This is a genomic window from Streptomyces sp. NPDC055955 (assembly GCF_042270245.1).
In the GTDB taxonomy this organism is placed as follows: domain Bacteria; phylum Actinomycetota; class Actinomycetes; order Streptomycetales; family Streptomycetaceae; genus Streptomyces.
In genome coordinates this window covers 55183-75994 of sequence record NZ_JBHJYS010000013.1, presented here as the reverse complement: position 1 = coordinate 75994, position 20812 = coordinate 55183, and the positions used below count along the sequence as shown (strand labels likewise).

Genomic DNA, 20812 nt, shown 5'->3' with positions numbered 1-20812 from the left:
CGAGGGGGATCGTCAGGACGTCCAGGGGTGACGGTCAGGAGATCCAAAGGTGACGGTCAGGAGATCCAGGGGTGACGGTCGGGTGCCCGTCGCCGGATCACGGGAAGGCGGGCGCGTGACCGTCGCGGGCCGGTCGGCGAATTGCCGGGCGACGGCCGCGTGACCGACGCCGGGTTCCGACCGAACTCCGGCCCGGTTCACGGAGCCTGCCCGCCGAAGCGAGCGGCGGAGGTCACCGTCCGCCCGCTCTCGGCCTACGAGTGTTCTCCACGTACCCTGGGCCAATCCGCTCCGGGCACCGCTGCCCGACACAGGTAACGGCACCGTCCGTCCCGCGCCGAAATGCGAGCACATGTCCGATCGTTCCCTCCGCTCCGTTCGTTCTGCCCGTTCAGCGATAGCGGCCTGGCTCACCCGCCTCTACTTCGCCCGGCTCCGGAAGAAGGGCGGCCTCGACCTCTCCGTCCTCTCGAAGCTGCCCGACGCGGCCCTCCTTCCGCTGCGCCGCGAGGGCCTCGACCCGGTGGCCGAGATCGGCGAGCTCCGTGACCGGGAGCCCGTCAGCAGGCTGCCCATCCCCGGCATGACGGTCTGGCTGGTCACCGGCTACGACGAGGCGAAGGCGGTACTGGGCCACGGGTCCGCCTTCAGCAACGACTTCCGGAACCTGGTCGGCAACACCGGTGTCACCAACGACCAGAACCCGGGCGGACTCGGCTTCACCGACCCGCCGGACCACACCCGGCTGCGGAAGATGCTGACGCCGGAGTTCACGATGCGCCGGCTCTCCCGGCTCACGCCCCGTATCCACGCCATCGTCGAGGAGCGCCTCGCCGACCTAGCGAAGGCCGCGGACGGCGACGGTCCCGTGGACCTCGTCGAGCACTTCGCGATGCCGGTGCCCGCTCTGGTGATCTGCGAACTGCTCGGCGTCCCCTATGAGGACCGCGACGACTTCCAGCAGTTCTCCGTGGCCCGGTTCGACGTGTTCGGCGGCGCGGGCGCGTCGTTCAGCGCCGTGTCGCAGTCCCTCGACTACCTGCGCGGGATCGTGGCCGAGCAGCGCCGCAACCCCGGCGACGGCCTCCTCGGCATGCTCGTACGCGAATACGGCGACTCCATCACGGACGAGGAGCTCACGGGCCTCGCCGACGGCGTCCTCACCGGCGGCCTCGAGACCACCGCGAGCATGCTGGCGCTCGGCACGCTCATCCTGCTCCAGAACCCCGAGCACTTCACCGCGCTGCGCGACGCGGAGGACCCGGAGGCCGTCGCCGCGCCTTTCGTCGACGAGCTGCTGCGCCATCTGACCGTCGTCCAGACCGCGTTCCCGCGCTTCGCGCGCGAAGACGTCGAGATAGGCGGGGTCCAGATATCCGGCGGCGACATCGTCCTCGTCTCCCTCAGCGCGGCCGACCGCGACGCGCGTCTCGGCGAGGACATGGACCGCTTCGACCCGTCCCGCCAGGTCACCGGCTCCCACCTCGCGTTCGGCTACGGCATCCACCGCTGCATCGGCGCCGAACTCGGCAAGATGGAGCTGCGCGCGGCCTTCCCTCAACTGGTCCGCCGTTTCCCCGAGTTGCAGCTCGCCGTCGAGCCCCGGGACCTGGAGTTCCGCAAGCTGTCGATCGTGTACGGGGTGGACTCACTGCCGGTCCGGCTCGGCTAGCGCCTGCCTCGCCAGGGGCATGACCGACGCCAGTGGCCGCCAGGGGTACTCCGCCAGGGGTACTACTGACCCGTGTCAGCCGCGCCGTCCGAGTCGGCCGCCGACCCTCTCGGGAACGACACCTCCACGCGGCGGTTCTTCCTGCGGCCCTCTTCGCTGTTGTTGTCGGCGATCGGGTAGTCCTCGCTGTAGCCCCGTACCGCGAACGTGACGTCCTCGTCCTGTGAACCGAGGGCTGCCGCCAGCTCGTCGTGCACGGCCTCCGCGCGCTTCTTCGAGAGCGTCAGCCCGTGTGCGTACGACCCGAGGTCGTCCGTGAAGCCGAAGACGCGGACGTTCGTGGCGTGCTGCGCCTTGATCTCATCGGCGATGGCCTGGATCCGGGACTTGGCGTCCGGATTCAGCTGGGAACTGTCCTTCTGGAACAGCACCTCCGCCTGGAGTGCGAACTTCACGTCCTGATTGGTGTCCTCGCGCCGCTCATCACCCGACAGGTCCTCGACGACGGACTTGATGTCGAGCACCTTGGCCGGCGCGAGCGTGGCGCCGTCGGCGAGCTTCAGCCCCGGGCTGTTGGCGTCGACGTCCGGCGGCGGCGAAGTGGTCGTACTCCCCGGCGGAGCGCCTGACGGCCCCGGATCATCGGCATAGGCACTGCCACTGAGGCTTCCGCCGAGGGTGATCAGGGCGACGGTGGTGAACGCGGCGAGGCGATGGGTGAGGGGCATGGGGTTACTCGCCCTCGGAGATCTCTACGGGGGCGGGGGGCATTGTCGGCACTTGGAGCTGAACCTTCGTGGTGCCTTCAGGAGGCGCGGGGAATTGGGCGAACCAGTCGATGGTGCCGCCTTGCGGTACCCCCCCTTGGAATTTCGTGCAGAGGCAACGCCCGGATGTGTCACGGAGGATGAGGTACTTCTTCTTGCCCGCCTCATCGACAAGACTAGCTCCGGCCAAGGAGCCGCCGTTCTTCTTGAGTTCCGTCTCATCGCTGATCCATTCAGCACCGATCCAGCGTCCGTCGGTGCCGTTCGTCACCCTGCCGCTGACGGTGACGAAGCCGCCTTCGTCGCGTGATGCCTGGGTAACGGTGAGAGTAATGCCGTTGCTCTTCACCTCGGCCAGGGTCTTGTCTGTCGGCGTCGTCGGCGACTCGCTTTCCTGCTTCTCGCCACCGCTCCGCTTAGCGGGTGCCGACGATGAGGACCCCTTACCGGAGTCGCCGTCATCACCTCCGCCACAACCGGCCACCGAGAGGGCCAGCCCAGCCGTGATCGCTACCGCGGTCAGTACCTTTCGGCCCTTCATTGCGTTTCCTTTCGTCGCTCTCATCAGTCGGCCAAGTGCACGGAGAACAGGACGGATGCGTCAGGGAGATCCTCAGGAGTGAAGTCGCCCGGGTCGATATCGAAGTCCTCACCACCATCGCAATGGAAGGCCACGTCCTTCTTCGGGTCTGCTTCGGGATCAGCCGCACAACGGGGCTGGATGACTGCCGTGGCCTCCGCTTTGGCATGCTTGGATTCGGTTCCTGGAATGATGGATTCGCCCACTGTGTACTGAGTCCGAATCTCCACCTTGTAGCCCGGATACCCGTTGACAGTCGTCGGTTGGACAGTGCCCAGCACTGTGGAATCGTTGTCTGCCGCCAGCTGCTCGGCAGCCGTCTGAGCACCATCTCCGGTGAATCCCTCGCCGGCCAACCAGTCGATCCAGTCGTCCCCATCCCCTATGCCCAGCCCGAGGCCGTCAATCAGCTCCTCCCGGCTGTCCTGCGCCGCAGCCAAAGCAGCCGCATCAGCGGCCGACTGAGCTCCGTTGCGAGCGGATGCGGCCTGAGCGAAAGCGAAGAGAGCGAACGCAGCGAAGAGCAGAATCCCCGTCAGCCATATGTAAATCGGGAGTGTCTGCCCTGAGTCGCTCCGCAGTCGTCGAGTGATCAGCCTCCGCCGATGACGTCGTCGACCGCGTTGCCGATGGCCTGGGAGATCCGACCGTTCAAGCCGAGCTGATCGATCAGCGTATAGATCCCCGCAATCAAAATCATCAGCCCCGCATACTCCACGAACCCCGCCCCGGAATCCCGTTCCCTCCCGCGGACGCGGTCCCCCACCGTCACGGTCCACTTCACCCACACCCCGAGTACGCGTTCCTTCAGCACGGTTTCCCCTTCGTTCCCGTACGACTGCGCCGCCCCGAACCTCCCGGGCACCATACGCAACGTACGGGAACTGCAACCCTCTGTGCCGTGTTTCGCACATTAACGGTGCACGCTTGACCGGAAGTTGGTCGCTTCCTGTCATGCCCCTCACCGCCCGTCGTACGCCACCACGACCCCACCCAGGTCGCGGGCGACCTTCGCGCCGAGGGTGGTGTCGCAGAGGTTGACGGTCCAGTTCCCCGCGGTGACCAGCTCGGCGGGGACCCCGCGGTACTTGATCGCCTCGCGCAGAGCGGCGTCGCGGCGGGCGTGGGTCGGGTGCAGGGTCAGGACCGCGCAGTCGGAGTCCCCCGAACCCAGCTTCCCGGTCTCGCACTTGATGCTCCCGGTGCTCGTCGTCTCCCGCTGGAAGCAGCCCACCGACGCGGCCAGGTCGTCCGCCAGGGCGTCGACCTTCTTGTAGACGGGGGCGGCGGGGATGTCCGGGAGCGGGTACGCGGGGGTCTTCGCCCCCTTGCCCTTCGCGTCCAGGACCACCGCGTGCAGCGCCTTCGCGATCGCCGGGGCGGACGGCGGGTCCATGACGCGGATGTACCAGTTCCCGGCCGCGACCAGCGTCTGCGCGTACGCGCCGGTGCGCCGGGACTCGATCGACGTACCGATCTCCGTCCTCGACACGACGTCGGGGTCGAAGACCGAGATCTCGTTCTCGACCTTCACTCCGTCGACCGTCGCGACGCAGTCCGCCGTGGAGCTGCCGTCGTAGTCCCGGCTGCGCACGGTCTCGCAGTCGAGGCCGGCCTCGCCCATCGCCCGCGCGACCGCCTTCGCCGTGGTGTACGTCGGCTTGGCCGGCACCTCGGACGGGATCGCCGTTACGGACCGCTCCGGGTGGGATTCGAAGCGGCCACAGGCCGTGAGCAGGGTGAGCGCGGTCAGCGCCAGGCAGGCGCCCGCCGTCGAGACGGCCGAGACAGCTCTGTTCTTCATCCTCAGCCATTTCCGGGTGGGGTCGGTGCGGGGCCCGGCTCCGGCGACGGGGTACCCGGCTCCGGGGCCCCCGATCCCGTGCCCGTCGTCGCGCCTCCGCCGTAGATCGGATCCAGGGACACATGGTGGCCCGCCGGGGTCTGCGACTCCAGCTGCTGCAGCGCCGTGGCCCGCTGCTCGTCCGTCAGCCCTTCCCAGGCCGCCGCGTCGTCGAGGTGCGGGCTGAGCTTCTCCCAGTTGTGCAGCCGCGCCTTGATCGCGCCGCCGCGGTGCTCCGACTCGTCGCCGTACTGCTCGTTCTTCTCCCGGACGTCGGGGGTGTCGGCGGCGTAGAGCGTGAACAGCTGGGCGTCGCTCCTGGTTCCGTACGAGGACTGTTCCTGGAGCGTCTTGTAGTGGAAGGCGCTGAGGCGGACGTCGAGGTCGGGGTTTCCCTCGATCACGGCGGCGAGTTCGGTGTCGCTCAGCGTGCCCAGGTCCTTTCCGTCCGCCGTGAGGAACTTCCTGGGGTTGGCCTCGATGACCTTGCGGGCCGTCTCCATCTTCATGTGCGTGATGCCGAGCGACTTGTCCGGTACGGGTCCCAGGGTCAGGCCCCAGTCGAAGAACCGGCCGAACTCGGTGAGCGGGCCGCGCAGGGACGGGTTGTGGTTCTGGTACCACTGCTGTTCCTGCCAGAGGGTGGCGAGGAGCAGTTTCTTGCTGATGCCCGTCTCGGCGGAGGCCCGGTCGACGGCGTCGAGGACCGTCTGCGGGACGTTGACGGGGTGCAGGCCGTCTCGGCCTCCGGACAGACGCAGCGCGATGGCGAGCGGGCTGCCGGGGTCGAGTGCCTGGCGGGCCAGCTTCGGGTCCTTGAGAGCCACCATGCCCTCGACGACGCGGAGTTGGGAGGTGGCTGCCAGGTCGGCCCTGGTCGCCTTCGTGAGGGCGTCGCCGATGATGTCGGCCGCGTGGTGGAGCGGCTTGAGATGTTCGGTGTCGCCCTTGGGCACCATGATGGGCTTGGCGTAGCTGACGCGGCCGCTCTCGTCGACCTTCAGGCCGTGGCTGCTCGCGTACGTCAGCGCGCCGGTGAGGTCGCGTTGCGCGTCGATGATGTCGAGGGCGAGGGCGTCGTAGACCCGGGCGAGTTCCTTGAGGGCTGTCTCCGCCGACTCGTACTCGCCCGCGTGCTTGACGAACTTCTCGCGGGCGGCGCGGCCCCCGTCGCCGACCCAGCACATCTTCAGGGTGTCGGCGATCTCGTCGCGCGCGTATCCGGCGAGGGCCGCGCACTGCTTCGCCGCGCGCACCGCGTCGTCGGCGGCGTCCTGCCACCGGGTGGGCTCGGCGTCCTTGAGTTCCTGCACCGACACCATCAGGCACCGTCCAGGAACGCGCCGGCGGCGCGCACCTTGGCGCCCACGTCGCCGTCACCCGCGAACTGCTGGTTCATGGCGGGGGTGAGCGCGTCGACCGCCGCCTCCACCATGTCCCCCAGCGTGTGGAGCCGACGCTGCCAGGCCGCCACGCAGGTGTTGCTCGCCGGGCCCGCCTCCCAGCCGGGGTGCTGCCTGCCCGCGGCCTCGCAGTCGTCCAGCTTCGACTGGCCCTTGGCCTGGGCCTTCACCTCGTGGAAGCCCTCGGCCTTCTTGCGTATCGGGCCCGCCTTGACGCCGAGGTCCGGATCGCCGGTGGCCCCCGGCGTGGGGCTCACGGTCGGCCCCGGGGCCGGTGACGTGGCGGACGCGAGGCTCATCGCCGGGTCCCCCACCCCGGCGTCCGCCCTGCGCTGTAACGCGTCCTCTTTGAGCTGAGCCCATTCCTCTTGAAACGACATGTGATCCCCCGTCAGTGAGTCGCCGCGGTTGCCGAATTCGCAACTGCCAACTAATCGCTCACACCACTGTAACCAGTCGACGTCTCACACCGCAGTCCCTCAACGTCCCAGAATGGAACCGAAGTTGGACCCGGAGCCCAGGAACATGCCCGTCGCGATCAGGATCATCGTGGCCGGGAGCATGAAGACGAGGGTGACCATCGTGGCCTTCGGAATCGTCTTGGCGGCCCGACGGCGGGAGTTCTGGGCGTCGGTGCGCCGCATGTCCGTGGCGATCTGGATGAGGGTCTCGGCGATGGGCGAGCCGAGTTCCTCGCCCTGCTGGAGCGCGGAGACGAACTGGGCGACCTGTTCGGAGGCGTTGCGCCGGCGCAGCTCGTCGAACGCCTGGCGCCGGCTGACGCCCATGTCCATTTGCCGGAGCGTAATGCGCAACTCGTCGGCCCACGGCCCCTCGTACTTCTCGGCGACCCGGTCGAGCGCCTGCCGGAAGCCGAGGCCCGCGCTGACGACGACGGCGAGTACGTCGAGGAAGTCGGGGAGCGTGCGGTCGATGACCTCTTTGCGCTCGCGTGTGGCCTGCCAGATCAGACCGTCCGCGGCGAGGAGGCCGAACGCGAAGGTGAGGGCGGCGAACAGCGTCTGGCCGTTGGTGAGGAAGACCAGGCCGAGGACGACGCCGAAGATCCCGTAGACCGCGCGGCGGGCGGCGTAGCGGTCGATGGTGAGGCCGCCCGGGTTCCCCGCCATGTCGATCTTGCGGCGCTTCGAGGTGACGCGGCGGGGGCCCATGGCCCGAAGGACGAGGGGGGCGAAGCGCATGCCCAGCCGGTCGACCGCGGACCCGGCGGCGGACACGCGCGTGGCGCCGACTTCGAGGGCGATGGCCAGGTCGCCGGGGAGCTTGGCCTCGGCGCGGTACATGCGAACGCCGAGGAAGATCCCGAGGACGGCGAGGCCCATCACGAGGGCGAGCAGCAGCCCGATCGCACCGGTACTCATGACCTGCCTCGCTCGGCGTGGGCCGGATGACGGACGCCCATGTCAGACCTCGATCTTCCCGAGCCGGCGGATCACGAAGAACCCGATCCCGTACAGGCCGAGCGAGAGAAGGATCAGCGCCTGGCCGACCGGCGATCCCGTCACTCTGGCCAGCGCGCCCTCGTTCGACGAGTTGATCAGGAGCAGCGAGCCGAGGCCGAGGAGCGGCACGGTGAACGCGGTCGCGTTGACCTCGGAGAGCATCGTGCGGATCTCGCGCCGGGTCTCCTTGCGGTCCTCCAGGGTCTGGGTGAGGTTCCGCAGGGACGACACGACCGAGCCGCCCGCCTTGTTGGCGAGGACGAGGGTCGTGACCAGGACGACCAGCTCGCGGGAGGGAAGGCGTTCGGCGAGCTCACCGAGGGTGTCGTCGATGGTGCGCCCGAGCGCGAGCTGGTCGGCGACCATGGACAGCTCCTCGCCCGCGGGCGCCTCCAGCTCCTCCGCGGCCATCGCGAGGGACGTGCGCAGGGCGAGCCCGGCGGCGGTGGCGTTGGCCAGCAGGCGGGCCACGTCCGGGAGCTGGTTGATGAACGCCTCGATGCGTTTCTGCCGTTGCCAGTTGAGGAAGATCACCGCGCTCCACACGCCGACCAGCCCCGCGATCGGCCCGAAGAAGGGCGCGAGGGCGGCCGACGCGATCAGCCAGAGGGCGGCGACCAGGGCGAGCACGTACGTGAAGAACTCCCCCGCCGTCAGGTCCAGCCCCGTCGCGGACAGGCGCAGATGGATGGCGCGGCCGAGCCGGGTCCGGCGCAGCCTGCGGTCGACGGCGGCGAAGCGGCGTACGCGTCCGGAGGCGCCGCCGTGCGGCCCGGCGCCCGACAGGCCGTCGAGCCGGTCGACGAGGGCCTGTCGCCGGGCGCGCCCGGACGCGTACGCATGGAGGCCGGCGACGGCCAGCGCGCAGGTCAGGACGGTGGCGCCGAGCGCGATGAGGGCGCGGTCGTTCATGATCCGCCACCTTCGACGGCGGGTCGCTCGGTCCTCATCCGATGGCCTCCCTCGTATTGCGTCCGTCGACGCCGTCCAGCACGCCGAACGCCGGCGGGATCGGCTCGTTCGCGACGTACAGGCGCTCGGCCACGCGGCGCGGCAGCGGCAGATGTTCGAAAGTGCCGCGCACGCGGTGGTCGTGGCCGAGCGGGTGCGGCACGAAGCGGGAGACCGTCGAGATCCTGAACTGCTCGCGGCCGTGCGAGACCAGCAGGGCGATCTCGGTGACCTTGCGCGAGCCGTCGGCGTGCCGGGTGAGCTGGACGAGGACGTCGACGGCCGAGTTGATCTGGTCCTTGAGCGCCTCGAACGGGATCTGCACCTCGGACATGGACCCGAGGGTCTGCAGGCGCATGAGGGCGTCCTCGGCGGCGTTCGCGTGGACGGTGGCGAGCGAGCCGTCGTGGCCGGTCGACATGGCCTGGAGCATGTCGAGGGTCTCGCCGCCCCGGACCTCGCCGACGATGATGCGGTCGGGGCGCATGCGCAGGGAGTTGCGCACGAGGTCGCGGATGGTGATCTGGCCCTTGCCCTCGACGTTCGGGGGCCGCGATTCGAGGCGGATCACATGGTCCTGCTGGAGCTGGAGTTCCGCCGAGTCCTCGATGGTGATGATGCGCTCGTGGGGTGGGATGAGGCCGGAGAGCGCGTTGAGGAGGGTGGTCTTCCCCGAGCCCGTACCGCCGCTCACGATGACGTTGAAGCGGGCGCGGACGAACGCGGACAGCAGCATCAGCATCTGCTCGTCCAGCGAGCCGAGGCCGATCAGCTCGGGCAGGGTGTAGGCGCGCGGGAAGCGGCGGATCGTGAGGGTGGCGCCGGTCAGGGACAGCGGCGGGATGATCACGTTGACGCGCTCACCCGTGGGCAGGCGGGCGTCGACCATCGGGTTCGACTCGTCGACGCGCCGGTTCACCGTGGAGACGATGCGCTCGATGGTCTGCATGAGCTGTTCCTGCGAGGCGAAGCGCAGGGGGAGCTGCTCCACGCGCCCGGCGCGCTCCACGAAGATGGCGTCCGGACCGTTGACCATGATCTCGGTGATGGACGCGTCGGCGAGCAGGGGTTCCAGCACGCCGAGCCCGAGCGCCTCGTCGACGACGCGGCGGACCAGCTGGCTGCGTTCGGAGGACGAGAGGACCGGGCCCTCGCGGCTGATGATGTGGCCGAGGACGCGTTCGAGACGGATCCGCCGGTCGGCCGCCGCGAGGGACGACATCTCGGCGAGGTCGATCTCCTCCAGGAGCTTCGCGCGGTAGACGGCGACGAGGCCGTCGTCGCGGGAAGGGCCGGGCTCCTCGCGGACCGTCACCCGTGATCGCAGGCTCATGTTCCGGCTCAACCCCCTTCCGGGTCGCGGTCGTTCGGCATGGTGGCGGTGCGCCGTACGTCCCACCGGTCGTCCAGGAACGGGACGAGCACCGGGACGTGGACGGTGACGGTGGCGGTGGTCGTGTCGCCGCCTCCGCCTCCGGCGTCGACGTCCGCGTCGAGCCAGCCGCTCATCGCGGCCTGCCCGGCGCCGGTGCCGTCGCCGCCCTGCGACTGCACGCGGGCGGCGGCCCTGGCGCCGGAACCGGCCTGGTTCGCGCTGTAGCCGACGAGACCGAGCTGGATGGCAGCCATGCCGATGAGAAGGAGGAAGGGCAGGAACCCGGCGAACTCGAGGATGGAGACACCTCGGTCGTCGCCGCGCAGGCCTCGGCGAGGGCCTTTTTCCGTCCACGGGCGCCTGGCCCCGTCGATTCCCGTCCGAGCCCGCCGCCCGTGCCCGCGCCGGAGGCTGCCCTTCGCGGCCGGGAGCCGGCGCCTCACGGCGTGACCCCCTGGTCGTCCTCCCTCGCGGCGCCCGCCTCTCCCTTGACGGTCCACCCGGCGTCGATCCCGGGGAAGAACACCGGCACCTCGAGCTGAACGGTCGCCTTCATCACCGATCCGTCGGGTCCGCAGGTGATGGCGGCGCCCTGCCACGCGCCGGGCAGGTTCTTCTCGCCCGCGGTCTGGCACGCGCCCGCCGTGTCACCGCTCCCGGCCTCGGCGGAGGTCGCGGCCCTGGCCGCCTCGTCCGCCGCGTTCCCGGCGAGCGAGTACGTGTACCCGTACAGGACGCACTGCCACAGCAGGCCCATCACCACGAGCAGCAGCGGGAACATGCCCGCGAACTCCAGGGTGACCGCGCCCTTGTCCCCGCCACGGCGGCGGCCGCGGCGGCCGGACTCCTGCGCGGCGGCGTCGACCAGGCCGAGCTCGCCCGCGAGCCCCCACAGCGCCTGCTTCACCGTCGACCGGCTGTCCAGGTCCTGCATACGGCCGGCGTCGACCGCGCCCTGGAGCTCCTTGAACCCGGCGGGCACGCCGGCCCGCGCGACCCGGGTGCCCGTCACACGCTCCACGAGCGACGCGGTGATCTCGGATCCGCGCCCCTGACGGTTGATGACGGTGACGGTCTCCTCGGCCTTGCGGATCTGGAGACGGTCCCACATACGGATCATGCGCTTCGCGGCGCGTACGGCGACGACGTCGGGGGTGACCAACAACAGCGCCTGGTCGGCAAGTTCCACGGCGGCCGCGTTCGCGGACCCCATCTGCGTACCGCAGTCGATGACCACGAGGTCGTAGCGGCTGCGCAGCGCCTGGACGACCTGGCGGGCCACGCGGTCGGTGACCTCCTCGCCGCGCTCGCCGTCGGACGGCGCGAGCAGCAGGGCGAGGCCGGTCTCGTGGGTGAAGACGGCGTCCTGGAGGACGCGCGGGGTGATGTCGCGGATGGCGGCGAGGTCGGCGACGGAGCGGCGGAACTGGACGTCGAGGTACGACGCGACGTCACCGGACTGGAGGTCGAGGTCGAGGAGTGCGACCGAGCGCCCCGACGCCTGTGCGGCGAGGGCGAGTTGGACGGCGGTGACGGTGGTGCCGACACCGCCCTTCGCACCGGTGACGGTGACGACGTGGCCGCCGGGCGCGCCGGCCGTGAGCGCCAGCTCGCCGCCGGTGCCGAGGTGCCTGCGCATGCCGCCGGACCAGGACGCGGCGGCCTGCACGCGCTCGGCGAGCGCGTCGTACCCGAGGGGGAACCCGACGATGCCGCGCGCGCCCGAGTCCATCGCGGCGGTGAGCAGGGCGGGGCTCGTGTCGGCGGTGGCGAGGACGACGCCGACGGCCGGGAAGCGCAGGACGAGGTCCCTGATCAGTTCGAGGGCGGGGACGGGCCCGATCCGCTCGTGGACGAGGACGACCTCGGGCAGCTCGTCGAGCGACTCGGCGGCGAGCCGGGCGAGGGTGTCGAGGAGGGCGGTGGAGTCGGCGACGGGCGGCGCGGGCTCGGCGTCGGGCAGCTGCCCGAGCAGCGTGACCAGGGACCGGGCGGCGTCCAGGTCTCCCACCGCGGGAAGAATGCGGATGCTCACAGTGCGGCTCGCCTCCTCTCTGAGTCTGTCTGTCGGCTTTGCCGGGCTACATGTCGCTGGTCTGCTTGCTGCTGGGTGCTTGTCGATGGGCCACTCGGCGCCGGACTACTTGTCCTCGTCGAGGGTGTACGAGCGGTCGCCGGGCGGGACGGCCACGTCGCTGCCGGCGGCGACGAGGGCGAGCCGGACGTGGGTAGCGAACGACTCCGCGTACGCGACGCGCTGCGCGTCGGCGGGGTCGAGGGCGAAGGTGATCGGCACGGCCTCGCCCTGCCGGCGCCGGCCGTTGTCGCCGCCCTGCTCGTCGATGGGCGTGAGCTTGCCGACGTCCATGACCTCCGCGTTCTCGACGATGACCTTGGACTGGTCCTTGGCCTTCTCGTTGGCGGCCTTGAAGGTGGCGTAGATGTTGACCTTCGACCCGGGCGTGATCTTCCCGGCGACCCCGGTCTCGGCGTCGATCATGATGGCGATCTCCTGCTGCCCGTCCTTGAGTTGGGGACGGGCCACGATCATGTCGGTCTGGAGCAGGGACCCCTTCTTCAGCGTCGTGACGGCGATCTTGCCGCGGATCTGGCCGAGGCTGGTCACGGCGGTCTTCGACAGCCACCGCTCGGGCATCTCGACCTTCTCGAACCGGTCGGCGGTCAGCTCCTTGTACGGCGCGACATCGTCCTTCAGCCGGTACGCCGCGACTTCCGGGCCCACCTTCGAGTTCACGTCACGGATCACCGAGAGCACCCCGGCGAAGGCGCCGACGGCGCACAGGGCCGAGATGACCAGCAGGATGACGCCGCGACGCTGACGTGAGTTCATGGACCGGACTACCTCGTGGGGATCTTGTCGGGGATCTCGATGGTGGGCGCGTTGTGGATCTCGGTTGTGGATCTGGCTGCGGATCAGGGGCGGGCTGCGGGTGGCAGGGCGGCGCGGGCCGGGCCGGTGACGGGGGCCAGTGCGGTGGCGGCAGCGAGGCCGGCGGCGGGTGCGAGGGCGCTGTCGCTGCCGCGCCCGCCCGGTGGCCTCGCGGCCGGGGCGGGTGGATCGGCGAGCGGCGCGGCGCAGAAACCGCAGCGGTCACCGATGAGTTCGAGTCCGCACCAGTGACACGCCTCGCGCCGGACGGAGGAGACGAGCTGGTAGAGCACGGAGATGTCGGGGATGGCGGCCGCGAACTCCGCGAGCTTCCCTGGGTTCCCGGGCTTCCCGGTGGCCCACCAGCGCCCGGACTCGGCGGGCAGCCGGGTCTCGACGGCGCCCTGCACCTGCCAGGCTGGCGCGAGCGTGCCGGTGATCCAGTCGGTGGGCTGCTGCCCGGCGGCGTAATACAGACGGGTGCCGAAGGCGGGTCCGCTCAGCCGGGGCGGCTCGGGCCCGGTGAGCTTGACGAGTTCGGGCTGCGGGGTGGCGAGCACGGCGAACTGGGCTCCCGGGACCCACGACTTGGCGTGCGAGGTGAGGCTGACGGGCACGCGGTCGAGCCGGGCGACGGAGCCGAGCACGGCGCCCGCGTAGATGTAGTGAGCGAGGAGCCGCGCGGCGGAGGCGAGCACTCCGGGGCTGAAGTCGCACATGGTCAACTGTCGCAACTGGAGCACGAGCACGGCGAGCCCGAGCGGCGGGAGATCCGGCCGCACAATGGCGATCCGGTCACTTTCCAGCACGGAACGCACGGCGTGCAGCCGGTGAACGACCAGGTCCGGCACGGAAGCCGGACACAGGACGATCACATAGCCGTGGTGCTCGATCAGGGTGTGCATCTCGACGATCGCGCGATCGAGGTCGTACGGCTCCGCCCTGCCGCCCCCGGCGGAGTGGAGCACGGCGGCGGACGGCGTATGCCGGTCGGCCGCGGCGAGGACCAGGTCGGGGCTGGTCACTGCTATCGCGGTCGGCACGCTCGCACACCCCCCGGTCTCTGTGCACTCCTGTCTCAGCACCATATCCGCGCAATGCCCGCCCAACACCCAACTTCTCGGTGTTCACCGGGACGTTGCCCGGGCGGCCGACACGGCCCGGCCAGGAACCAGTAATTCCAGAGGTCTTGACAACCCAAATGGTCTGGACCAGTTTGTAGAACCGGCAACTGCCCCTCCCCCCACATCTGAACCGGAGGCAGCAATGGCACGCGCGACGACAAAAGCAGCACGGAAACGTTCATTCCTGGCGGCGGCGCTGACCACTCTCGCCCTGGCCCTCACCGGCACGGCGACGGCCACCGCGGACCCCGCCGGGGCGGAGGCGGCACCCCCGGCCCACGCCGTCACCGGCTACTGGCAGAACTTCGACAACGGCGCGACGGTCCAGAAGCTCAGCGACGTACCGGGCGACTACGACATCATCGCGGTGGCGTTCGCCGACGCGACGACGACGCCGGGCGCGGTCGACTTCACGCTCGACTCGGCTGGCCTCGGTGGCTACACGGAGGACGCGTTCAAGGCCGACATCAAGGCGAAGCAGGCCGCCGGCAAGTCGGTCGTCATCTCGATCGGCGGCCAGAACGGCACCGTCTCCGTCAACGACTCGAATTCCGCGACGAACTTCGCGAACTCGGTCTCCTCACTGATGCAGGAATACGGCTTCAACGGCGTCGACATCGACCTCGAGAACGGCCTGAATTCGACGTACATGTCGCAGGCGCTGAAGTCCCTCGCGGCAAAGGCGGGTTCGGACTTCGTCCTGACGATGGCACCGCAGACGATAGACATGCAGTCGACGTCGGCCGAGTACTTCAAGACCGCACTCGCCGTGAAGGACATCCTGACGGTCGTCAACATGCAGTACTACAACAGCGGTTCGATGCTCGGCTGCGACGGCAACGTCTACAGCCAGGGCTCGGTCGACTTCCTGACCGCGCTCGCCTGCATCCAGCTGGAAGGCGGCCTGGCCCCGTCCCAGGTGGGCCTGGGAGTCCCGGCCTCGGCCAGTGCGGCGGGCAGCGGCTACGTGTCCCCGTCCGTGGTCGACGCGGCCCTGGACTGCCTGACCAAGGGCACGAACTGCGGCTCCTTCAAACCGTCGAAGACGTACCCGGGCCTGGGCGGCGCGATGACCTGGTCCACGAACTGGGACGCGTCGACGGGGAACGGCTGGTCATCGACGGTGGGCCCACACGTACACAGCCTCTGACCCCGACCTCCGACCCACGCCTCTGCCCCTGCCCCTCAACGCCGGGAATCCCCCCTCAAATCCGCAGCGCCGCCGCTCCCCCGGCGGCGCTGCCGCGCGTCCCGACTTCAGTCGAAGCCAGTCGGAGCCACCCACATTCCATGCCGCCTCCCCCTCGAGCCTCCCCACTGACACCAGGCCGGTGAACCCATCTTGAATTCCGCCTCGCCCTGGAACCCGCTGATGGGTCGGCGGGCGGGGGCTTCGGACGTTCCGGCAGAATCGCGTCACGCCTGCGCGCCGTGCAGGCGCGCGAGGGTGGGGGTTGGCTGTGAAGAAGATGGTCGGCGGGGTCGTATGGGGTGCCGTCGTGGTCGGGGCCGGGGTGTGGGGTGTTCTAGGGCCGAGCGGCGCCCGGGAGTCCCGGGCCGCGTCGCCGGACGCCTTCAAGCTGTGGGCCGCGGCCGCCCATGCCGCCGTCGAACGTGAGGGCGGGGCGGCCACCTTCAACCAGAGCGGCGGCAACGGAGTCTCCGGCGCCCACCAGCTCGCCCTGCGCAACGGCGGCCACGCCACCATCCGTATCCGCGATCTCGACCAGTCCCCCGAGAAGGCCACGATGATCGAAGGCCGTACGTATTCACTGACCTTCGCCTGCGCCGGTTCGGGCAAGTTCACCGTCCACGCCGTCGGCGCGAAGGACATACGGCGGGACATGTACTGCACGCCCGTCAAGAAGATCGAGACCGTCAGCCTCAATCACCTTGAGGGCCGTCACGCAGGCGGGCAGCGGTGGGACGGGCGCATGGACCTGACCATCACCACCGACGGCGTACAGGGCATCCTCTCCTGGCACGCCGCACAGATGTTCATCCCGAGCTGACAGCGCCCGCCTCACCGTAGGGCGCGGATGACTGTCGTACGTGATCAGGTGATCGGCGGATCCGGGCCACCCCTCCCTCGCCACCGAGGCAGTCCAACGGCCCAGATCTGCCGATCCACGCCTACCTCATCGGCGACGCTGCTTCTGCGCCTGCGCCCTCATCCGCTTGGCGGCCCGCCCGTACCGCCCCCGCCGCGCACACGAACGTCGCCGCCAGCAGCGTCCATTCCAGAGTCGCCATCCAGCCCGGGACCAGGTCGTACCTCTTGCCGTCCGCGTAGACGCACGTCGTCTGCGCGGGGAACGGGGTGCGGTGGACCGACTCCGCTCGTTCGTAGATGCCCGTGGTGAACGCCGAGCAGGTCTGGAGCGGGTCGCTCTTCGGGGAGCCCGTGGTGAAGAACGCGAGAGTGTAGACCGCGGCGAGTGCGGCGGCGCCGGTGATCGCCAGCCTGCTCAGGCGGGACGCCGCCTTCTCGCCGCGGACGCCGACGAGTTCCAGGGCGAGCGCGCCGAGGCCCGACACGGTCAGGGCCACGACCGCCGCCCAGAAGATCCAGATGAGGGCGCCCGCGCTGGAGAGGGTCGTGCCGTCCGCGTAGACGCAGCTCATGTCGGGCGGGAAGCTGCTCTCCTCCAGGCGGAAATCGCCCCCCGGGCCGATCATTCCCTGGGCGCACCGCTCGTCCTGCTCGGAGATCCCGGTGACGAGCCAGGACACCATCCACACGACGAACGAGGCCCCGAGGGCAACCCCGAAGACCGCCCACAACCGGTCGGCGTCCCGCTGCGATGCACGTATGTTCGGCATGACGCGGGAGCCTAGCGAAGGCTCGTCAGAAGAAGTCCGACCACGTCCGGTCCATCGGATTCCCCGACCGATCAACTTCCAACTCGGCTTGCATGGCCGCGCGTTGAGAGGCCGACAGCGTTCCCGTTCCTGCGTCGCCCGTGGTGTCCGCCATGCCGTCGAGGAAGCGTCAAGCGCGGCAGGGGGAAGACGGCTTGCCGGAACTTGTGCCGGTCAGTCCTCGAAGTACGCGTCCAGGACCTTGTCGAGCTCGTCCGCCCACTCCTGGGCGCGCGCCTTGTTCGGTGCCTCCACGTCGTTCGGGTACCAGCGGCTGTCCGGGGTGTGGACCGTGACGGTGAGGCGGCGCCGGGAGGTGCCGACCTCGACCGCGCCGATCTCGTCCCAGCGGAACTCGGCCTCTTGATCGTCGAGTTGGAGGCGTACGCCGGTCGCGTCCGCGGTGATCGAGCCGCGACGGTCGGAGGCGGTGAAGTCCGGGCCGGCGGTGTCGGCGGACCCCTCGTCGGCCGGGGCGTCGGCCACGTCCTCAGCGGCCTCCGGGGCGTCAGACGGGGCGTCGGCCACGTCCTCGGCGGCCTCCGGTTCCGGATCCGTGTCCGGCTCCGTCTTCTCCAGCGACGGTGCCGTCCTGTCCTCCGTCTCCGGGGACCGGCGCGGGGGCGTGAGGCCGGGGACGGAGGCCGGGTCGGCTCCGGCGGCGTCTACGGGCGTGACCTTCTGAGTGTCTATGCGCTGCTCCACGGAGCGAAGTATGGCGGACGACCCTGTGGGGCGGGACCCTCAGCCCTGCGGAAGATCCGTGCGCCGCCGCACCGGGGAGAAGTGGACCGGCAGAAAGGCCAGGGCCAGGCACGCACCGCCCACCCAGAGTGTCGTGCGGAGCGACGTCAGTTCCGTGAGGGCGCCGGAGAGGGCCGAGCCGATCGCGAGCGCCCCCATGAACATGAAGCGGAAAGTGGCGTTCATGCGGCCGAGCAGGCTGTCGTCGGTCATGCGCTGGCGCAGGCTCACGCCGAGGACGTTGGTCATGCCCGTACGCACGGCCGAGATGAACCAGCCCGCGCCCGCCACGAGCAGCCACGGCCCCCGGTCGACGAGCGGGACGAGCAGGCCCGCCGGCGCCAGCCACAGGCCCGCCGAGCCGAGGGTCCGGCCGAGGCCGAGGCGGGCGGCGACCGGGCGGGCGCAGCGGGCGCCGAGGAGGACTCCGGCGCCGCCCGCCGCCCAGAAGAGGCCGAGCGCGCCCGCCGGGAGACCGAGTCGGCGGACGAAGAGGAGGGGCAGCATCGTGTTGATGACCGTGGAGCCGAGGTTGATCAGCGAACCGTTGAGGGCGAGGGCGCGCAGTTCGCTGTTGCCGACGACGTGGCGCAGGCCCTGCGCGATCTGGGTGTGCAGGCGGACACGTCCGCCGCGCGTGGACGGCGCGGGGCCGCGGACGATCGCGGTCAGGCCCAGGGCCGATGCCGCATAGCTTGCCGCCGCGGCCCCCAGCGCGAGGGGTGCGGTGAGCAGTTGGACCAGACCGCCGCCGGCGCTCCGCCCGCCGATTCCGGTGAGGCCCTCGAGGGTGACGAAGGCGGCGTTGGCCTGGACGAGGTGGTCCTTGCCGACCAGTTGGGGCACCACGCTGTGCGAGCCGACGTCGAAGAAGACGGTGGCGCAGCCGTTGAGCAGGACGACCGCGTAGAGCTGCCCGAGGGTGAGGGCGTCGAGCCACCAGGCGAGCGGGACCGAGGCGAAGAGCAGGCCGCGTACGAGGTCCGAGACGATCAGGACGCGGCGCTGGCGCATGCGGTCGACCCAGGCCCCGGCGGGGAGGCCGATCAGCAGGAAGGCGACCGTGCCGAGGGTGGCGAGGGCGCCGATCTGGCCGGGGCTCGCGCGGAGTTCGGTGACGGCGAGGAGCGGTACGGCGACGTAGCTGACGTTCGTGCCGATCTGGCTCAGCACGCTCGCGCCGAACAGGGAGCGGAAGGCCGGGGTGCGCCACAGGCTCGGGGAGCCGTCCGGCCGGGTGCGCCCGTCCACCGCTGTCTCACGTCCGCCCGCCGTCTCGTGTCCGCCCGTCGTCTCACGTCTGTCGGTCGTCACCGCGTGCCCCCTGTGTGTCTGCCCCTGTGTGGCTGTGAGTCCGGGGAAAGGGTGCCGAAGCGCAGCACGTGGAACAACTGCTCGGCCGAACGGTGGTGAGGGAGACGATGAACCTCGCGGCGCCGAGCAGTGAGGCGTCGGGCCGGCGGAGGAATGCTCCCTCCGCCGGCCTTGTCTGCCGGGGGGCGGGGGGAGTACCGCCCCCCCCCCGCCCCCCACGCCTCAGCGTCGATGCGCGGCCCGTGTCCTGGACGCGGGCACCCGGCCCCTCGTCCTAGACGAAGAGGCTGATCACCGCCGCCACCGCGAAGCCCGCCACCGACAAGACCGACTCCAGGACCGTCCAGGTCTTGAGGGTGTCGCGTTCCGAGATGCCGAAGTACTTCGAGACCATCCAGAAGCCGCCGTCGTTGACGTGCGAGGCGAAGATGGAGCCCGCCGAGATGGCCATGATGACCAGGGCCGTGAACGGCTGGGAGTAGTGGCCCGCCTCGATGAGGGGCCAGACGATGCCGGCCGTCGTGACGATCGCGACCGTGGCCGAGCCCTGGGCGACGCGCAGGACCAGGGAGATCAGGTAGGCGAGGACGATGACGGGCAGGCCCACGTCGTTGAACGTGTCGGAGAGCGCCTGGGCGACGCCGCTGCCCTTGAGGACCGCGCCGAAGATGCCGCCCGCGCCGACCACCAGGAGGATGTTGCCGACCGGCTTCAGGGCCGCCGTGGACACCGTCTCCAGGGACTTGCGGGACCAGCCGCGGCGGATGCCGAGCAGGTAGTAGGCAAGGAGCAGGGCGATCGTCAGGGCGACGAAGGGGTGGCCGAAGAACTCGATGACCGAGCGGACCGTGGAGGGGTCGAGGGCGATCGAGGAGAACGTGGCCAGGAGGATCAGGACGAGCGGGGTGCCGATGATCGTGAAGACGGTGCCGAGCGGAACGGGCTTCTCGGTCGGCTTCACGCCGGCCTTGCGCTGCTCCTCGACGAGCGCGGCCTTGGCCTCGTCGGCGGCCTCGACCATGTCCTGCGGGACGGGCACGAAGATCCGCTTGCCGATCCACGCGGACCAGACCCAGGCGGCGAGCACGGCGGGGATGCCGCAGACGATGCCCATGAGGATGACCCAGCCGAGCTGGACATGGAGCAGTCCGGCGGCGGCGACGGGTCCGGGGTGCGGCGGCAGGAACGCGTGGGTCATCGACAGGCCGGCGAGCAGCGGCATGGCGTAGAGGACGATCGACTTGCCGCCGCGCTTGGCGGCCGCGTAGACGATCGGCGCGAGGACGAAGATGCCGACGTCGAAGAAGACCGGGATGCCGAAGATGAGGCCGGTCAGGCCCATGGCGAGGGGGGCGCGCTTCTCGCCGAAGAGGTTCAGGAGGCGGGACGCCAACACCTCGGCGCCGCCGGAGACTTCGAGCACCGCGCCGAGCATGGTGCCGAGTCCGATGATGATCGCCACGTGGCCGAGGGTGCCGCCCATGCCGGACTCGATGAGGGAGACGGCGTCGGACTTCTGGACGGTGCCGAAGAGCTCGGTGACGGAGAGGCCGGCCGCGAGGCCGACGGCTATGGAGACCGTCAGGAGGGCCAGGAAGGGCTGGAGCCTGACCTTGATGATCAGGAAGAGCAGAAGGGCGATGCCGAGCGCGGCGCAGGTGAGCAGGCCCGCGGTGCCGCCGATGATCGCCATCAGACCGCCGGTATGGGGTGGCGCGGGGGCGGGGGCGGTCGCGGCGAGAGGCAGGAGGGACATGAGGGGGGACCTCGTAATTCCATGCGGCTTTCAGGGCAGGGGGGATCGCGGTGCGGCGCCTCGGGGAT

21 protein-coding genes are annotated in these 20812 nt (G+C 70.2%); 3 read left to right on the top strand and 18 right to left on the bottom strand.

Going from position 1 to position 20812, the window contains the following annotated elements:
• The first annotated feature begins 352 nt into the window (after positions 1 to 352).
• Complete coding sequence (locus tag ACFC96_RS25470; RefSeq protein ID WP_376614260.1) at positions 353 to 1672, top strand: cytochrome P450; 1320 nt, start codon at positions 353 to 355, stop codon at positions 1670 to 1672.
• A 62-nt stretch (positions 1673 to 1734) separates the two neighbouring features.
• Here the strand turns inward: ACFC96_RS25470 and ACFC96_RS25465 are convergent, their stop codons facing one another.
• The 14 genes from ACFC96_RS25465 to ACFC96_RS25400 all read right to left on the bottom strand — a co-directional run bounded on the left by ACFC96_RS25465 (position 1735) and on the right by ACFC96_RS25400 (position 14032).
• Positions 1735 to 2400 carry an OmpA family protein gene (locus ACFC96_RS25465; RefSeq protein WP_376614258.1) on the bottom strand — a complete coding sequence of 222 codons (666 nt, stop codon included), beginning with the start codon at positions 2398 to 2400 and terminating at the stop codon, positions 1735 to 1737.
• Between the two features lie 4 nt (positions 2401 to 2404).
• Positions 2405 to 2980: a hypothetical protein gene (locus tag ACFC96_RS25460; protein ID WP_376227696.1), complete on the bottom strand. Its 576-nt coding sequence runs from the start codon at positions 2978 to 2980 to the stop codon at positions 2405 to 2407.
• Between the two features lie 23 nt (positions 2981 to 3003).
• Complete coding sequence (locus ACFC96_RS25455) at positions 3004 to 3600, bottom strand: pilus assembly protein TadG-related protein (RefSeq protein WP_376614420.1); 597 nt, start codon at positions 3598 to 3600, stop codon at positions 3004 to 3006.
• An 11-nt stretch (positions 3601 to 3611) separates the two neighbouring features.
• Entirely contained in the window at positions 3612 to 3803 is a 192-nt protein-coding gene (locus ACFC96_RS25450) for a hypothetical protein (protein ID WP_376227698.1), read from the bottom strand.
• A gap of 177 nt (positions 3804 to 3980) precedes the next feature.
• The gene (locus tag ACFC96_RS25445) at positions 3981 to 4823 is read right to left on the bottom strand and encodes a hypothetical protein (RefSeq protein WP_376614256.1); all 843 of its coding nucleotides are present in this window, start codon (positions 4821 to 4823) and stop codon (positions 3981 to 3983) included.
• 2 nt (positions 4824 to 4825) lie between these two features.
• On the bottom strand, positions 4826 to 6184 hold the full coding sequence (locus ACFC96_RS25440) for a hypothetical protein (RefSeq protein ID WP_376614254.1): 1359 nt from the start codon (positions 6182 to 6184) through the stop codon (positions 4826 to 4828).
• On the bottom strand, positions 6184 to 6564 hold the full coding sequence (locus tag ACFC96_RS25435; protein ID WP_376257736.1) for a hypothetical protein: 381 nt from the start codon (positions 6562 to 6564) through the stop codon (positions 6184 to 6186). Before ACFC96_RS25435 ends, ACFC96_RS25440 begins: the two co-directional genes overlap by 1 nt.
• A 180-nt stretch (positions 6565 to 6744) precedes the next feature.
• Positions 6745 to 7647 (bottom strand): DUF5936 domain-containing protein, encoded by a 903-nt coding sequence (locus ACFC96_RS25430; RefSeq protein WP_376614252.1) that lies wholly within the window; start codon positions 7645 to 7647, stop codon positions 6745 to 6747.
• 42 nt (positions 7648 to 7689) lie between these two features.
• The gene (locus ACFC96_RS25425) at positions 7690 to 8640 is read right to left on the bottom strand and encodes a type II secretion system F family protein (RefSeq protein ID WP_376257732.1); all 951 of its coding nucleotides are present in this window, start codon (positions 8638 to 8640) and stop codon (positions 7690 to 7692) included.
• A gap of 34 nt (positions 8641 to 8674) precedes the next feature.
• Entirely contained in the window at positions 8675 to 10012 is a 1338-nt protein-coding gene (locus ACFC96_RS25420; RefSeq protein WP_376257730.1) for a CpaF family protein, read from the bottom strand.
• 8 nt (positions 10013 to 10020) lie between these two features.
• Complete coding sequence (locus ACFC96_RS25415) at positions 10021 to 10308, bottom strand: pilus assembly protein (protein ID WP_376257728.1); 288 nt, start codon at positions 10306 to 10308, stop codon at positions 10021 to 10023.
• 185 nt (positions 10309 to 10493) lie between these two features.
• Positions 10494 to 12089: a CpaE family protein gene (locus tag ACFC96_RS25410; RefSeq protein WP_376614250.1), complete on the bottom strand. Its 1596-nt coding sequence runs from the start codon at positions 12087 to 12089 to the stop codon at positions 10494 to 10496.
• 105 nt (positions 12090 to 12194) lie between these two features.
• A complete protein-coding gene (gene cpaB, locus ACFC96_RS25405; RefSeq protein ID WP_376257725.1) occupies positions 12195 to 12905 on the bottom strand; it encodes a Flp pilus assembly protein CpaB in 711 nt (236 codons plus the stop codon).
• Between the two features lie 83 nt (positions 12906 to 12988).
• A complete protein-coding gene (locus tag ACFC96_RS25400; RefSeq protein ID WP_376257723.1) occupies positions 12989 to 14032 on the bottom strand; it encodes a hypothetical protein in 1044 nt (347 codons plus the stop codon).
• 178 nt (positions 14033 to 14210) lie between these two features.
• On the opposite strand from ACFC96_RS25400, the gene ACFC96_RS25395 reads away from it, so the two are divergent.
• Positions 14211 to 15218: a chitinase gene (locus tag ACFC96_RS25395; RefSeq protein WP_376614248.1), complete on the top strand. Its 1008-nt coding sequence runs from the start codon at positions 14211 to 14213 to the stop codon at positions 15216 to 15218.
• Positions 15219 to 15528: 310 nt separating this feature from the next.
• On the top strand, positions 15529 to 16080 hold the full coding sequence (locus ACFC96_RS25390) for a hypothetical protein (RefSeq protein WP_376257719.1): 552 nt from the start codon (positions 15529 to 15531) through the stop codon (positions 16078 to 16080).
• A gap of 121 nt (positions 16081 to 16201) precedes the next feature.
• Here the strand turns inward: ACFC96_RS25390 and ACFC96_RS25385 are convergent, their stop codons facing one another.
• The 4 genes from ACFC96_RS25385 to ACFC96_RS25370 all read right to left on the bottom strand — a co-directional run bounded on the left by ACFC96_RS25385 (position 16202) and on the right by ACFC96_RS25370 (position 20744).
• Positions 16202 to 16891, bottom strand: coding sequence for a hypothetical protein (locus tag ACFC96_RS25385; protein WP_376614246.1), 690 nt, complete (start codon positions 16889 to 16891; stop codon positions 16202 to 16204).
• Positions 16892 to 17104: 213 nt separating this feature from the next.
• Positions 17105 to 17635 (bottom strand): hypothetical protein, encoded by a 531-nt coding sequence (locus ACFC96_RS25380; RefSeq protein WP_376614245.1) that lies wholly within the window; start codon positions 17633 to 17635, stop codon positions 17105 to 17107.
• Positions 17636 to 17674: 39 nt separating this feature from the next.
• The gene (locus tag ACFC96_RS25375; RefSeq protein WP_376257713.1) at positions 17675 to 18988 is read right to left on the bottom strand and encodes an MFS transporter; all 1314 of its coding nucleotides are present in this window, start codon (positions 18986 to 18988) and stop codon (positions 17675 to 17677) included.
• A 274-nt stretch (positions 18989 to 19262) separates the two neighbouring features.
• Entirely contained in the window at positions 19263 to 20744 is a 1482-nt protein-coding gene (locus tag ACFC96_RS25370) for a GntP family permease (protein ID WP_376614243.1), read from the bottom strand.
• Positions 20745 to 20812 lie beyond the last annotated feature (68 nt).

What these genes read in the sequence shown, in the direction of transcription:
- ACFC96_RS25470 (WP_376614260.1), top strand. Translation starts at nt 353, where the DNA reads ATGTCCGATCGTTCCCTCCGCTCCGTTCGTTCTGCCCGTTCAGCGATA.
- ACFC96_RS25385 (WP_376614246.1), bottom strand. Translation starts at nt 16,891, where the DNA reads ATGCCGAACATACGTGCATCGCAGCGGGACGCCGACCGGTTGTGGGCG.
- cpaB (WP_376257725.1), bottom strand. Translation starts at nt 12,905, where the DNA reads ATGAACTCACGTCAGCGTCGCGGCGTCATCCTGCTGGTCATCTCGGCC.
- ACFC96_RS25420 (WP_376257730.1), bottom strand. Translation starts at nt 10,012, where the DNA reads ATGAGCCTGCGATCACGGGTGACGGTCCGCGAGGAGCCCGGCCCTTCC.
- ACFC96_RS25445 (WP_376614256.1), bottom strand. Translation starts at nt 4,823, where the DNA reads ATGAAGAACAGAGCTGTCTCGGCCGTCTCGACGGCGGGCGCCTGCCTG.
- ACFC96_RS25430 (WP_376614252.1), bottom strand. Translation starts at nt 7,647, where the DNA reads ATGAGTACCGGTGCGATCGGGCTGCTGCTCGCCCTCGTGATGGGCCTC.
- ACFC96_RS25415 (WP_376257728.1), bottom strand. Translation starts at nt 10,308, where the DNA reads ATGGCTGCCATCCAGCTCGGTCTCGTCGGCTACAGCGCGAACCAGGCC.
- ACFC96_RS25440 (WP_376614254.1), bottom strand. Translation starts at nt 6,184, where the DNA reads ATGGTGTCGGTGCAGGAACTCAAGGACGCCGAGCCCACCCGGTGGCAG.
- ACFC96_RS25460 (WP_376227696.1), bottom strand. Translation starts at nt 2,980, where the DNA reads ATGAAGGGCCGAAAGGTACTGACCGCGGTAGCGATCACGGCTGGGCTG.
- ACFC96_RS25465 (WP_376614258.1), bottom strand. Translation starts at nt 2,400, where the DNA reads ATGCCCCTCACCCATCGCCTCGCCGCGTTCACCACCGTCGCCCTGATC.
- ACFC96_RS25435 (WP_376257736.1), bottom strand. Translation starts at nt 6,564, where the DNA reads ATGAGCCTCGCGTCCGCCACGTCACCGGCCCCGGGGCCGACCGTGAGC.
- ACFC96_RS25395 (WP_376614248.1), top strand. Translation starts at nt 14,211, where the DNA reads ATGGCACGCGCGACGACAAAAGCAGCACGGAAACGTTCATTCCTGGCG.
- ACFC96_RS25400 (WP_376257723.1), bottom strand. Translation starts at nt 14,032, where the DNA reads ATGGTGCTGAGACAGGAGTGCACAGAGACCGGGGGGTGTGCGAGCGTG.
- ACFC96_RS25425 (WP_376257732.1), bottom strand. Translation starts at nt 8,640, where the DNA reads ATGAACGACCGCGCCCTCATCGCGCTCGGCGCCACCGTCCTGACCTGC.
- ACFC96_RS25370 (WP_376614243.1), bottom strand. Translation starts at nt 20,744, where the DNA reads ATGTCCCTCCTGCCTCTCGCCGCGACCGCCCCCGCCCCCGCGCCACCC.